The sequence below is a fragment of the Enterobacter sp. ECC-249 genome (assembly GCF_043965265.1).
Classification (GTDB): Bacteria; Pseudomonadota; Gammaproteobacteria; order Enterobacterales; family Enterobacteriaceae; genus Enterobacter; species Enterobacter quasiroggenkampii.
Map to the genome: position 1 here is coordinate 422,150 of NZ_CP143660.1, position 13,999 is coordinate 436,148.

Annotated in this window: 8 protein-coding genes, 4 tRNA genes, 3 rRNA genes and 1 riboswitch; of the genes, 3 read left to right on the top strand and 12 right to left on the bottom strand. The window is 53.3% G+C overall.

All coding sequences use genetic code 11. The features are described 5' to 3' along the window. The first annotated feature begins 163 nt into the window (after positions 1 to 163). The gene (locus V1587_RS02100) at positions 164 to 1,684 is read left to right on the top strand and encodes a YifB family Mg chelatase-like AAA ATPase (protein ID WP_371899679.1); all 1,521 of its coding nucleotides are present in this window, start codon (positions 164 to 166) and stop codon (positions 1,682 to 1,684) included. A gap of 30 nt (positions 1,685 to 1,714) precedes the next feature. Here V1587_RS02100 and V1587_RS02105 read toward each other — a convergent pair whose 3' ends face one another. Further along, on the bottom strand, positions 1,715 to 2,053 hold the full coding sequence (locus V1587_RS02105; protein ID WP_023309658.1) for a DUF413 domain-containing protein: 339 nt from the start codon (positions 2,051 to 2,053) through the stop codon (positions 1,715 to 1,717). Between the two features lie 118 nt (positions 2,054 to 2,171). On the opposite strand from V1587_RS02105, the gene hdfR reads away from it, so the two are divergent. Then, positions 2,172 to 2,993, top strand: coding sequence for an HTH-type transcriptional regulator HdfR (gene hdfR / locus V1587_RS02110; protein WP_094935534.1), 822 nt, complete (start codon positions 2,172 to 2,174; stop codon positions 2,991 to 2,993). A 98-nt stretch (positions 2,994 to 3,091) separates the two neighbouring features. Here hdfR and V1587_RS02115 read toward each other — a convergent pair. The 9 genes from V1587_RS02115 to btuB all read right to left on the bottom strand — a co-directional run bounded on the left by V1587_RS02115 (position 3,092) and on the right by btuB (position 11,446). Beyond that, positions 3,092 to 3,167 (bottom strand) — tRNA-Trp (locus V1587_RS02115). Between the two features lie 52 nt (positions 3,168 to 3,219). After that, positions 3,220 to 3,296: transfer RNA gene (locus tag V1587_RS02120), tRNA-Asp, on the bottom strand. A gap of 56 nt (positions 3,297 to 3,352) precedes the next feature. After that, positions 3,353 to 3,468, bottom strand: a 5S ribosomal RNA gene (rrf, locus tag V1587_RS02125). Positions 3,469 to 3,538: 70 nt separating this feature from the next. Next, positions 3,539 to 6,443 (bottom strand): 23S ribosomal RNA (locus tag V1587_RS02130). A gap of 171 nt (positions 6,444 to 6,614) precedes the next feature. Then, positions 6,615 to 6,690: transfer RNA gene (locus tag V1587_RS02135), tRNA-Ala, on the bottom strand. A gap of 43 nt (positions 6,691 to 6,733) precedes the next feature. After that, positions 6,734 to 6,810: transfer RNA gene (locus V1587_RS02140), tRNA-Ile, on the bottom strand. Positions 6,811 to 6,879: 69 nt separating this feature from the next. Beyond that, positions 6,880 to 8,419, bottom strand: a 16S ribosomal RNA gene (locus V1587_RS02145). The 16S, 23S and 5S rRNA genes sit together here with 4 tRNA genes alongside, the layout of an rRNA operon. A gap of 383 nt (positions 8,420 to 8,802) precedes the next feature. Continuing rightward, positions 8,803 to 9,654, bottom strand: a complete 852-nt coding sequence (gene murI, locus V1587_RS02150; protein ID WP_371899677.1) for a glutamate racemase — start codon at positions 9,652 to 9,654, stop codon at positions 8,803 to 8,805. Further along, positions 9,599 to 11,446, bottom strand: coding sequence for a TonB-dependent vitamin B12 receptor BtuB (gene btuB, locus V1587_RS02155; RefSeq protein ID WP_371899676.1), 1,848 nt, complete (start codon positions 11,444 to 11,446; stop codon positions 9,599 to 9,601). Before btuB ends, murI begins: the two co-directional genes overlap by 56 nt. A gap of 65 nt (positions 11,447 to 11,511) precedes the next feature. Next, positions 11,512 to 11,688: riboswitch (cobalamin riboswitch) on the bottom strand. Positions 11,689 to 11,792: 104 nt separating this feature from the next. Here btuB and trmA point away from each other — a divergent pair. Continuing rightward, positions 11,793 to 12,893 carry a tRNA (uridine(54)-C5)-methyltransferase TrmA gene (trmA, locus tag V1587_RS02160; RefSeq protein WP_371899675.1) on the top strand — a complete coding sequence of 367 codons (1,101 nt, stop codon included), beginning with the start codon at positions 11,793 to 11,795 and terminating at the stop codon, positions 12,891 to 12,893. Between the two features lie 90 nt (positions 12,894 to 12,983). On the opposite strand, the gene V1587_RS02165 is transcribed toward trmA, so the two are convergent. Together V1587_RS02165 and fabR are read right to left on the bottom strand one after the other, a co-directional pair. Then, positions 12,984 to 13,343 (bottom strand): YijD family membrane protein, encoded by a 360-nt coding sequence (locus tag V1587_RS02165; protein ID WP_008501783.1) that lies wholly within the window; start codon positions 13,341 to 13,343, stop codon positions 12,984 to 12,986. Positions 13,344 to 13,352: 9 nt separating this feature from the next. After that, positions 13,353 to 13,991, bottom strand: a complete 639-nt coding sequence (gene fabR / locus V1587_RS02170; RefSeq protein WP_008501784.1) for an HTH-type transcriptional repressor FabR — start codon at positions 13,989 to 13,991, stop codon at positions 13,353 to 13,355. Positions 13,992 to 13,999: the final 8 nt, after the last annotated feature.

The window sequence follows — 13,999 nt, forward strand, 5'->3', positions numbered from 1 at the left end:
TATCGTCAAAACGGGGGCTTTTTACGTTCTGCGAGGAGGCTTCCACGGTTATGCAAGGGTTTCAGTGTGCGCTTAAAATCTCTGAACAGGCGGCGTAAATCCGCAAAAAGACGCTAAACAGAAAAAACAGGCGCTGGCATAGTCACACCAGGAGGTAGTGTAAATGTCACTGTCAGTTGTTTATACGCGTGCGGCTCTCGGGGTAAAGGCACCGCTTATTTCCGTCGAGGTTCATTTGAGTAACGGGCTACCCGGACTCACGCTTGTCGGGTTACCTGAAACGACGGTTAAAGAAGCCAGGGACCGCGTTCGCAGCGCAATAATAAATAGCGGTTATACCTTCCCCGCGAAGAAGATCACTATCAACCTTGCGCCCGCCGATCTGCCTAAAGAGGGGGGACGATACGATTTGCCTATCGCAATTGCCCTTCTGGCGGCTTCTGAGCAGCTTAATACGACACGGCTAGGCTCATATGAGTTCGTGGGTGAACTCGCGCTCACAGGCGCGTTAAGAGGCGTTCCCGGTGCGATATCGGGAGCGCTGGAAGCCATACGTGCAGGGCGGCAAATCATTGTGGCCAATGAAAACGCATCAGAAGTGAGTCTTATCGCCGAAAAGGGGTGTCTCATCGCCGGGCATTTACAGGAAGTTTGTGCCTGGCTGGAAGGACGACATGAACTGTCCGAACCTGAGGAGTGTGACGAGGTTTTAGCCGACGTTCCGGAGGATCTCAGCGAGATTATGGGGCAGGAGCAAGGGAAGCGGGCGCTGGAGATTACGGCCGCAGGTGGACACAATCTTCTGTTGATTGGTCCGCCAGGTACGGGGAAAACGATGCTGGCGAGCAGGCTGAGTGGGTTGCTTCCACCGCTCAATAACCATGAAGCGCTGGAAAGCGCCGCCATATATAGCCTCATCAGTTCTGCATCGTTGCAAAAACAGTGGCGCCGCCGTCCTTTTCGTTCCCCACATCATAGCGCTTCACTGACGGCAATGGTCGGCGGCGGGTCTATCCCCGGGCCGGGTGAGATCTCACTGGCACACAATGGCATTCTGTTTCTTGATGAGCTGCCCGAGTTTGAGCGCCGCGTGTTGGATGCGCTGAGAGAACCTGTTGAATCCGGTGAGATACATATCTCACGCGCGCGGGCCAAAATAAGCTATCCCGCGCAGTTTCAGCTGGTCGCTGCGATGAACCCCAGCCCGACGGGTCACTACCAGGGAAACCATAACCGCTGTACGCCAGAGCAGACGTTGCGCTATCTGGGTAAGTTATCCGGCCCGTTCCTCGACCGTTTCGATTTATCTCTCGAAATCCCGCTTCCTCCTCCGGGTCTGCTCAGGCAAACGGGCATAACGGGTGAAAGCTCAGCGGAGGTACGCAAGCGGGTGATTGCGGCCCAGACGAGGCAGTACGCTCGTCAGAACAGGCTGAATGCACGGCTGGATAATGCCGGGATCCGGCAGTTTTGTTCTCTTAACGTTGAGGATGCGGGATGGCTGGAGGAGACGTTGACGCGGTTCGGGCTGTCCATACGTGCGTGGCAGCGTTTGTTGAAAGTGGCCAGAACCATTGCTGACGTGGAGGGGTGCACTGACATTGAGAGGAAACATTTGCAGGAGGCGCTGAGCTACCGCGCTATCGATCGTTTACTGCTGCATTTGCAGAAATTGCTGGCATAAAAAAAGGGGCCGTAGCCCCTTCTTTTCATTTTAGTCATCAGACTCGGTGTAGTCTTCTGCACCTTCCATCTGCGGCTTGCCGCCAGACAGCGTATGGAAGCGCTTTGGACGCTTAATGCGCGCCATGTACTTGATCCATACACGTTCCGCTTCAGACTCCGGCTCACGCTCACCACGGCAAACAGAAACAAACTGTTTTTCGTCTTCGGTTGCAGGTTCACGCTTACCCAGATCCAGCTCGTTAAAGGCATAACCATGGCGCTCAAGCAGTTGAGCTTCTTTGATGGTGAAATCGCCGTGACGAGAGAACCCGCGCGGATAATGTTTATTGTCGAAAAAACGATTAGTCGTCGTAAAGCTTTCCGCCATCCTACACGCTCCTAATTCTTTGGCCGAGCTATTTATGGCGCGGAGTATTAGTTACGCTTGACAGAGTGTAAAACAAAACATTTAAATCATAACGACAAATAATTTTGCGGAGAAAGATGTGGATACGGAATTGCTTAAAACTTTCCTTGAAGTGAGCAGAACACGCCACTTTGGGCGAGCAGCTGAAGCCCTTTACCTGACGCAGTCAGCCGTCAGTTTTCGTATTCGACAGCTGGAAAATCAATTGGGTGTGAATCTTTTTACCCGCCATCGTAACAATATTCGCTTAACGCCTGCCGGCGAGAAACTGCTGCCGTACGCAGAAACGCTGATGAATACCTGGCAGGCGGCACGTAAAGAGGTGGCACATACTTCGAGGCATAATGAGTTCTCGATAGGGGCCAGCGCTTCTCTGTGGGAATGCATGCTAAGTCAGTGGCTTACCCGGCTATATCATTCACATGGGCACCTGCAATTTGAGGCCAGAATTGCACAACGGCAGTCGCTGGTTAAGCAGCTTCATGAGCGTCAGCTTGATCTTCTGATCACAACCGAAGCCCCCAAGATGGACGAATTTAGCAGCCAGATAGTGGGACAGTTTGGTCTGGCACTTTATGCGTCTGAACCTTCGATGATGAAGGCAGACCTGACCTATTTACGCCTTGAGTGGGGGCCGGATTTTCAGCAGCATGAGACGGGGTTGATTGCCCCTGATGATGTTCCGCAGTTAACGACCAGCTCGGCAGAGATCGCCTGTCAGCAGCTGTCCCTGCTGAAAGGTTGTACCTGGTTACCTGTTCGCTGGGCAGACGCTAAAGCGGGGCTACACACCGTGATGGATTCCACCACGCTTACCAGGCCGCTGTATGCGATTTGGCTGCAAAACAGTGATAAGCAATCGCAGATAAAAGATCTTCTAAAAATCAATGTAATGGATTAATACACCAGCCAGCAGGGATGCTGGCTGAAAATTAAGAAGAGCGTTTCTGCCGTGTTTCAGGCAAAAAAAAATCCTTTGCCGAAGCAAAGGATTCTATATGGCAGGGGCGGAGAGACTCGAACTCGCGACACCCGGTTTTGGAGACCGGTGCTCTACCAACTGAGCTACGCCCCTAAAGTTTTTGCCATTAAGCCTGCCAATAAGGCAGGCTTAATGTCTTAATAAGTGGCGGAACGGACGGGACTCGAACCCGCGACCCCCTGCGTGACAGGCAGGTATTCTAACCGACTGAACTACCGCTCCACCGAAGACTGCTTGTAACCACCGGATTAATGCACCGGCTTACTACTTAATTTGATGCCTGGCAGTTCCCTACTCTCACATGGGGAGACCCCACACTACCATCGGCGCTACGGCGTTTCACTTCTGAGTTCGGCATGGGGTCAGGTGGGACCACCGCGCTAAAGCCGCCAGGCAAATTCTGTTAATCTGTATCAGGCTGAAATTGATTGTCTGTCTCTTCGCCGAAACACCTTCGGCGTTGTAAGGTTAAGCCTCACGGTTCATTAGTATCGGTTAGCTCAACGCATCGCTGCGCTTACACACCCGACCTATCAACGTCGTCGTCTTCAACGTTCCTTCAGGACCCTTAAAGGGTCAGGGAGAACTCATCTCGGGGCAAGTTTCGTGCTTAGATGCTTTCAGCACTTATCTTTTCCGCATTTAGCTACCGGGCAGTGCCATTGGCATGACAACCCGAACACCAGTGATGCGTCCACTCCGGTCCTCTCGTACTAGGAGCAGCCCCCCTCAATTCTCCAGCGCCCACGGCAGATAGGGACCGAACTGTCTCACGACGTTCTAAACCCAGCTCGCGTACCACTTTAAATGGCGAACAGCCATACCCTTGGGACCTACTTCAGCCCCAGGATGTGATGAGCCGACATCGAGGTGCCAAACACCGCCGTCGATATGAACTCTTGGGCGGTATCAGCCTGTTATCCCCGGAGTACCTTTTATCCGTTGAGCGATGGCCCTTCCATTCAGAACCACCGGATCACTATGACCTGCTTTCGCACCTGCTCGAGCCGTCACTCTCGCAGTCAAGCTAGCTTATGCCATTGCACTAACCTCCTGATGTCCGACCAGGATTAGCTAACCTTCGTGCTCCTCCGTTACTCTTTGGGAGGAGACCGCCCCAGTCAAACTACCCACCAGACACTGTCCGCAACCCGGATTACGGGTCTACGTTAGAACACCAGCCATTAAAGGGTGGTATTTCAAGGATGGCTCCACGCAGACTGGCGTCCACGCTTCAAAGCCTCCCACCTATCCTACACATCAAGGACCAGTGTTCAGTGTCAAGCTATAGTAAAGGTTCACGGGGTCTTTCCGTCTTGCCGCGGGTACACTGCATCTTCACAGCGAGTTCAATTTCACTGAGTCTCGGGTGGAGACAGCCTGGCCATCATTACGCCATTCGTGCAGGTCGGAACTTACCCGACAAGGAATTTCGCTACCTTAGGACCGTTATAGTTACGGCCGCCGTTTACCGGGGCTTCGATCAAGAGCTTCGCGTTGCCGCTAACCCCATCAATTAACCTTCCGGCACCGGGCAGGCGTCACACCGTATACGTCCACTTTCGTGTTTGCACAGTGCTGTGTTTTTAATAAACAGTTGCAGCCAGCTGGTATCTTCGACTGATTTCAGCTCCACCCGCAGGGGCTTCACCTACATATCAGCGTGCCTTCTCCCGAAGTTACGGCACCATTTTGCCTAGTTCCTTCACCCGAGTTCTCTCAAGCGCCTTGGTATTCTCTACCTGACCACCTGTGTCGGTTTGGGGTACGATTTGATGTTACCTGATGCTTAGAGGCTTTTCCTGGAAGCAGGGCATTTGTTACTTCAGCACCGTAGTGCCTCGTCATCACACCTCAGCGTTAAAAAGGTACCGGATTTACCTGGAACCTCCGCCTACATGCTTAAACCGGGACAACCGTCGCCCGGCTAACATAGCCTTCTCCGTCCCCCCTTCGCAGTAACACCAAGTACAGGAATATTAACCTGTTTCCCATCGACTACGCCTTTCGGCCTCGCCTTAGGGGTCGACTCACCCTGCCCCGATTAACGTTGGACAGGAACCCTTGGTCTTCCGGCGAGCGGGCTTTTCACCCGCTTTATCGTTACTTATGTCAGCATTCGCACTTCTGATACCTCCAGCAACCCTCACAGGCCACCTTCAACGGCTTACAGAACGCTCCCCTACCCAACAACACATAGTGTCGCTGCCGCAGCTTCGGTGCATGGTTTAGCCCCGTTACATCTTCCGCGCAGGCCGACTCGACCAGTGAGCTATTACGCTTTCTTTAAATGATGGCTGCTTCTAAGCCAACATCCTGGCTGTCTGTGCCTTCCCACATCGTTTCCCACTTAACCATGACTTTGGGACCTTAGCTGGCGGTCTGGGTTGTTTCCCTCTTCACGACGGACGTTAGCACCCGCCGTGTGTCTCCCGTGATAACATTCTTCGGTATTCGTAGTTTGCATCGGGTTGGTAAGCCGGGATGGCCCCCTAGCCGAAACAGTGCTCTACCCCCGAAGATGAGTTCACGAGGCGCTACCTAAATAGCTTTCGGGGAGAACCAGCTATCTCCCGGTTTGATTGGCCTTTCACCCCCAGCCACAAGTCATCCGCTAATTTTTCAACATTAGTCGGTTCGGTCCTCCAGTTAGTGTTACCCAACCTTCAACCTGCCCATGGCTAGATCACCGGGTTTCGGGTCTATACCCTGCAACTTAACGCCCAGTTAAGACTCGGTTTCCCTTCGGCTCCCCTATACGGTTAACCTTGCTACAGAATATAAGTCGCTGACCCATTATACAAAAGGTACGCAGTCACACCACGAAGGTGCTCCCACTGCTTGTACGTACACGGTTTCAGGTTCTTTTTCACTCCCCTCGCCGGGGTTCTTTTCGCCTTTCCCTCACGGTACTGGTTCACTATCGGTCAGTCAGGAGTATTTAGCCTTGGAGGATGGTCCCCCCATATTCAGACAGGATACCACGTGTCCCGCCCTACTCTTCGAGTTCACAACCTGTGTGCTTTCGTGTACGGGACTGTCACCCTGTACCGTGCGACTTTCCAGACGCTTCCACTAACACACAAGCTGATTCAGACTCTGGGCTGCTCCCCGTTCGCTCGCCGCTACTGGGGGAATCTCGGTTGATTTCTTTTCCTCGGGGTACTTAGATGTTTCAGTTCCCCCGGTTCGCCTCGTTAACCTATGTATTCAGTTAACGATAGTGTGACGAATCACACTGGGTTTCCCCATTCGGACATCGCCGGGTCAAAGGTTCATATCACCTCGCCGGCGCTTTTCGCAGATTAGCACGTCCTTCATCGCCTCTGACTGCCAGGGCATCCACCGTGTACGCTTAGTCGCTTAACCTCACAACCCGAAGATGTTTCACTTCATGATTGCGAAAATTTGAGAGACTCGAACACACCTTAAAGATGTGTCGTTTCAATTTTCAGCTTGATCCAGATTTTTAAAGAGCAAAACTTCGCAGTGCACCTTTTCAGGTTCACTCTGAAGTTTTCTTGTGTTCGCAGTAAAAGATGGTGGAGCTATGCGGGATCGAACCGCAGACCTCCTGCGTGCAAAGCAGGCGCTCTCCCAGCTGAGCTATAGCCCCATCGTTTTGCAATCTCTGTACCGCTCATCCTTTAAAAGGAGTTTGGTAGGCCTGAGTGGACTTGAACCACCGACCTCACCCTTATCAGGGGTGCGCTCTAACCACCTGAGCTACAAGCCTGCAGAGATTTTTACTGCTGTTTTTCATCAGACAATCTGTGTGAGCACTGCAAAGGCAGGTTCTTTAAGGTAAGGAGGTGATCCAACCGCAGGTTCCCCTACGGTTACCTTGTTACGACTTCACCCCAGTCATGAATCACAAAGTGGTAAGCGCCCTCCCGAAGGTTAAGCTACCTACTTCTTTTGCAACCCACTCCCATGGTGTGACGGGCGGTGTGTACAAGGCCCGGGAACGTATTCACCGTAGCATTCTGATCTACGATTACTAGCGATTCCGACTTCATGGAGTCGAGTTGCAGACTCCAATCCGGACTACGACGCACTTTATGAGGTCCGCTTGCTCTCGCGAGGTCGCTTCTCTTTGTATGCGCCATTGTAGCACGTGTGTAGCCCTACTCGTAAGGGCCATGATGACTTGACGTCATCCCCACCTTCCTCCAGTTTATCACTGGCAGTCTCCTTTGAGTTCCCGGCCGGACCGCTGGCAACAAAGGATAAGGGTTGCGCTCGTTGCGGGACTTAACCCAACATTTCACAACACGAGCTGACGACAGCCATGCAGCACCTGTCTCAGAGTTCCCGAAGGCACCAATCCATCTCTGGAAAGTTCTCTGGATGTCAAGAGTAGGTAAGGTTCTTCGCGTTGCATCGAATTAAACCACATGCTCCACCGCTTGTGCGGGCCCCCGTCAATTCATTTGAGTTTTAACCTTGCGGCCGTACTCCCCAGGCGGTCGACTTAACGCGTTAGCTCCGGAAGCCACGCCTCAAGGGCACAACCTCCAAGTCGACATCGTTTACGGCGTGGACTACCAGGGTATCTAATCCTGTTTGCTCCCCACGCTTTCGCACCTGAGCGTCAGTCTTTGTCCAGGGGGCCGCCTTCGCCACCGGTATTCCTCCAGATCTCTACGCATTTCACCGCTACACCTGGAATTCTACCCCCCTCTACAAGACTCTAGCCTGCCAGTTTCGAATGCAGTTCCCAGGTTGAGCCCGGGGATTTCACATCCGACTTGACAGACCGCCTGCGTGCGCTTTACGCCCAGTAATTCCGATTAACGCTTGCACCCTCCGTATTACCGCGGCTGCTGGCACGGAGTTAGCCGGTGCTTCTTCTGCGGGTAACGTCAATTGCTGAGGTTATTAACCTCAACACCTTCCTCCCCGCTGAAAGTACTTTACAACCCGAAGGCCTTCTTCATACACGCGGCATGGCTGCATCAGGCTTGCGCCCATTGTGCAATATTCCCCACTGCTGCCTCCCGTAGGAGTCTGGACCGTGTCTCAGTTCCAGTGTGGCTGGTCATCCTCTCAGACCAGCTAGGGATCGTCGCCTAGGTGAGCCGTTACCCCACCTACTAGCTAATCCCATCTGGGCACATCTGATGGCAAGAGGCCCGAAGGTCCCCCTCTTTGGTCTTGCGACGTTATGCGGTATTAGCTACCGTTTCCAGTAGTTATCCCCCTCCATCAGGCAGTTTCCCAGACATTACTCACCCGTCCGCCGCTCGTCACCCGAGAGCAAGCTCTCTGTGCTACCGCTCGACTTGCATGTGTTAGGCCTGCCGCCAGCGTTCAATCTGAGCCATGATCAAACTCTTCAATTTAAGTTTGATGCTCGTGAATTAAACTTCGTAATGAATTACGTATGTTCACTCAGAGACTTGGTATTCATTTATTGTCCGAAGACATTAAGAATCCATGTCACTTTGAGTGCCCACACAGATTGTCTGATAAATTGTTAAAGAGCAGTTGCAACGCGGCGTTAAGCTCACCGTTGCGAGGTCACGTATATTACGTTTTCCTCATTCAGAGTCAAGTGATTATTTTCGCTTTTCTCTGCTGGCGTTCATCTCTGAACCCCGCTAACCCGGCGGCCTGTAAGCCGTTGTTCCGTGTCAGTGGAGGCGCATTATAGGGAGTTCTCAGACGTTGACAACCCCTCTTTTAAAAAAAACTTTCAACCGTCTCTTTTTTGCTCAAAACCGTGCTACAGCGCCAGTTTTTCGAGCGTTTCAAAGCCATAACGGTGTAAAACGGGTAAAAGTTGCTCAGTCTCTTTCGTGATAGCCATACAAAACGCGATATTCGCATCGGTAGATTTCGCATCCGGGGCTTCATGCTCCAGCAACCATGCCGTACGACGGGCAATAGCCGCTCCGGAATCCACCAGACGCGTCCCCTCCGGCAGTACCTCTAATAGCTCTTCCTGGAGTAGCGGGAAGTGGGTACAGCCCAGCACAACGGTATCCGGGGGTTCGGGCATCCGCAGCCACGGACGAAGAATACGACGCAGCTCGTCGAGTGATACCGCCTTGCCATGCAGCTTCGCTTCCGCCATCTCCACCAGCTCAGCCGAACCCAGCATCGCAATCTGGCATTCGTTGGCAAAGCGGTCGATCAGCTCGCGGGTATAAGGACGCTTTACCGTGCCTCGCGTGGCCAGCAAGCCCACAATGCCGTTCGCTGTCAGACGCGCGGCAGGCTTTATTGCAGGGACGACGCCCACAACCGGGAACTGGAATTTTTCACGCAGGGCGGGAAGAGAAACGGTGCTCGCCGTGTTACAGGCGATGACGGCTAGCGCAAGGGGATAGCGCTTTTGTACCGCGGTGACGATTTCCACCACGCGCTCAACAATAAAATCTTCGCTCTTTTCCCCATACGGGAAAGCGACGTTATCGAAGGCGTAGATGTAATGGAGATCCGGCAGGAGATGCCGAATCTCATCATAGACCGAAAGCCCACCGACGCCGGAATCAAACACCAGCACGGTGGGACGCGGATTAGAAGGTGTAGCTGCCAGACAAGGTGTATTCCCGTCCTGCAGTTTGGTAGCCATAAACTGTCTCGTAATCTTTATCGAACAGGTTGGCTATTTTACCACGAACTGTAAGGTGTGAGGTGACAGGATACGAAACTGCGACATCCCACAGGCTTACACCACCCATTTTTACTTTCTCAGACGGATAAGTGCCAAAGTCGGTGTCGTAACGCGTACCGAGATAGTGATAAGTCAGGCTCCAGTCGAAATCATAGATCTGCGTATCGAGCTGATATTTCACCTGCTGTTTAGCACGACGGTCCAGAAGTTCGTTGGTTGCGGCATTGCGGGCATCCACATAGTCGTAGCCAACGGTATGCGTCAACGGGCCCGTATCAAATGATGCTGTCGCTTCCACACCTTTAATGCGTGCTTTACCGACGTTGTAATATTGCTGGAGGTTATTATCGAAGTCGATGAGATTATCAACGTCATTACGGTAGCCGGATACGCGCCAGCTCACGCCAGCCGTCAGGCCTTCAAACGCACCTTCCCACTGCTTGCTCTCTTCTGGATCAAGATGGTCATTGCCATAGAAACCATAGAGCTGACCCAAATTCGGTGCTTTATAGGCCGTACCATAAGACGCAACGAAGCGGTAACCCTCCACGAACTCCCAGGCCGCACTACTTTGCCAGGTGCCATGGCGACCGAACTGAGAGTTGTCATCGCTGCGAACCGCCCCTTCCAGGGTGAAGTCACCAAACTGCTGCAGCCCGGTCAGGTAGACGCCGGTGTTACGCAGGTCGTAGCCGTTAGTCACGTAGTTTGTACCCGGTTCGGTGCTCTGCTTCTGCCAGTCAACGCCCGCGCCAATGTTCCCATGGCCAACATCAACGGAGTTAAGCCACTGGACGTTGTACTGTTTGATTTCATCCAGCGTGGCTGTCGAATCGTAGCGCCCCAAATTTGGATCGTAGTTATAGTCCTTGCTGTGGCTATAGCTGGTGAGCAGTTGTGAATGGAAGATGTCATCGTTGAAGCGCAATCCTGCATCCCAGGTCTGACTATAGAGCTGGCGGGTATCGACCAGTACGTCAGGGGTAAATGAGCTGTAGTAACCGTCGTAGGCCGTACGGTTGCTGTAGCCAAAGCCGCGAACAAAACCGCTCCACTGCTCCGAGAATGCGTGTTCCAGTGCACCGTAGAGCGTTTTATTCATAAAGCCGTCGCGATCGGTCTGGGCAAGGCCACCATTATTGCCGTCCGCAACCACATCAAACCCTTTGGTATAGGTGTAATCACCCGCAAGCGTGACGCGCGTGCTGTCGCCCAATGTTTGCTGGCTACTGCCGCCATAATTCTGGTAACCGTGCGACCCGACACCTGCATTCAGCGTGGTACCGTCCTTTGCGCGAGTGGTAATAATGTTTACGACTCCGCCGATAGCGTCCGAGCCATATACCGCCGAACGCGGTCCACGAACATATTCGATACGCTGCACCAGAGAGATTGGGAACTGGCTGAGATCGGACGACCCCGTAACGCCCGCCTGGTTAAGGCGGATCCCATCAACAAGGATCAGGACGTGGCTGGAGTTGGTGCCACGGATAAAGAGAGAAGAGAGTTGCCCCATCCCGCCATTTTGCGCCGTATCCACACCGGGCAGGCGACGCATAACATCCAGGACCGAGGTTGATTGCCAACGGTCAATATCGGCACGCGTAACAACCGTGTTTGCAGCCAGGATAGTTTTTTCAGGTTGTTCAAAACGATTTGCCGTCACCACCAACGAGTCTGCGCTATCTTGCGCCCAGCCCGAAAATGCCGTGACGGACAACGCCGTCAACAGCGATACTTTTTTAATCATTGTTAAAGCATCCACAATATAAGAAGGATGCCGCAGGCCTCATCGATAGCACGCGATGATGAAACCAAATGCGACGTGATCCCGGCAGGTCTTCGGGCTAGGTGGCTATATAAGGATGAAGACTTCCCATTTTCACAGTGTCTACAACGCTCATCCCGCCAGTCTTTACCGCTGCGCGTCAGCTCCAGATTTACACTGGATTCCCTTTTCACTCTCAGGAGACCGGAAACAGAATGCTACAATTAGACACGTATGGATGTCCAGACAGCTATTGCCCATTAAATCTGGACATCCCCTGAACAATGCCTACAATCCCCGCGTAATTCTTTATCACTCAGGACGCATCATGACCCCAGAACACCTCCCTACAGAACAGTACGACGCGCAGCTGGCAGAGAAAGTCGTCCGCCTGCAAAGTATGATGACGCCTTTCAACGCGCCCGTTCCCGAGGTGTTCCGCTCCCCTGTCAGTCACTACCGCATGCGCGCCGAGTTCCGCATCTGGCACGACGGCGACGACCTGTATCACATCATTTTCGATCAGCAGACGAAGTCCCGTATTCGCGTGGACAGCTTCCCGGCAGCGAGTGAGCTTATCAACCAGTTGATGACGCTGATAATGGACGGCGTGCGCAACAATCCGGTGCTGCGTAACAAGCTGTTCCAGGTTGACTACCTGACCACGCAAAGCAATCAGGCGATTGTCTCTCTGCTGTACCACAAAGCCCTGAACGACGAGTGGCGCGAGCAGGCAGAAGCGCTGCGCGATGCGCTGCGCGCGCAGAACATCAACGTTCATCTGATTGGCCGCGCGACAAAAACCAAAATCATGCTGGATCAGGACTACATCGACGAGCGTCTGCCGGTAGCGGGCAAAGAGATGGTTTATCGTCAGGTCGAGAACAGCTTTACCCAGCCGAATGCTGCGATGAACGTGCAGATGCTGGAGTGGGCGCTGAACGCGACGGAAGGATCAACGGGCGATCTGCTCGAGCTCTACTGCGGTAACGGCAACTTCTCGCTGGCGCTGGCGCGTAACTTCGACCGCGTTCTGGCAACGGAAATCGCCAAACCGTCGGTTGCCGCCGCGCAGTACAATATTGCCGCTAACCATATCGACAACGTGCAGATCATTCGTATGGCCGCAGAAGAGTTCACGCAGGCCATGAATGGCGTACGCCAGTTTAACCGCCTGGAAGGGATCGATCTCAAGAGCTACCAGTGCGAGACAATTTTTGTCGACCCGCCGCGCAGTGGCCTGGACAGCGAAACCGAGAAGATGGTGCAGGCGTACCCGCGTATTTTGTACATCTCCTGTAACCCGGAGACGCTGTGCAAGAACCTCGAAACATTAGGCCAGACGCACAAGGTTGAACGTCTGGCGCTGTTCGATCAGTTCCCGTATACGCACCATATGGAGTGCGGCGTACTGCTCACGGCGAAGTAATGTGGCCTTGTAGGGCAGGAAAGCGAAGCGCCACCTGCCAAAAAAAGCCGGATGGCGCTTCGCTTATCCGGCCTACAATGACAAAACTCTTTACTCTGGCAACTGGCTTTTACGACTACGCATGCGCGAGCCAATCCAGAACACCAGCGCCACAGACAGTACCGCAGGGAAGAAGTTAGAGCCGATATCCGGATATTCCGCGCGAACCACCGTGCTATAAAGCAATACGCCCAGAATAAAGCAGGCAGCGGCCAGCCCCGGTAACCCCACCGGCATGGTGCGGTTCAGGTAGCGTTGATGCAGGCAGTAAACCGTCAGCACCAGCGCAATAAGCGGGAAAATCGAAAACGGCACGATGGAGCTAAAAATAGCGGCGAACGTACCATTAATGGATAAGCCAGCGATCAATGCCAGCAACAGCGTCCCTTTATCCTGACCTGACTGTTTCATTACTCACCTTCACTCTTCGGTTTGATGTGCCAGTTTCTCTTGTTCACGGCGATACCAGTAGTACGCGCCTTTGGAGATCATCCTGAGCTGCAATACCAGTCGCTCTTCAAGCTGCTTGCGTTGTTCAATGCTGACATCCAGCGCTTCGGCACCCGCGCTGAACACTATCGTCACCATCGCCTCAGCCTGTGCTTCAGTAAAGGCACGCGGCATATGGTTTTCGAGTTCAAGATAGTCGGCAAGTTCCGCGATGAAGTGCTGAATTTCACGCGCGACGGCGGCACGGAACGCTGCCGATGTGCCCGAACGTTCGCGCAGAAGCAGACGAAACGCGTTAGGGTTATTGCCGATAAACTCCATAAATGTCGACACGGAGGTGCGGATCACGCTGCCCCCCTTGGCGATACGCTGACGCGCCTGGCGCATCAGCTGACGCAGCATCAGACCGCTCTCGTCCACCATAGTCAGTCCCAGTTCATCCACATCACGGAAATGACGATAGAAGGACGTTGGCGCAATCCCGGCCTCGCGTGCGACTTCGCGCAGGCTCAAACTGGCAAAACTCCGCTCAGCACTCAGTTGACTGAATGCGGCTTCCACCAGCGAACGCCGGGTTTTCTCTTTTTGTTGTGCTCTTACGCCCATCACGATAGTTG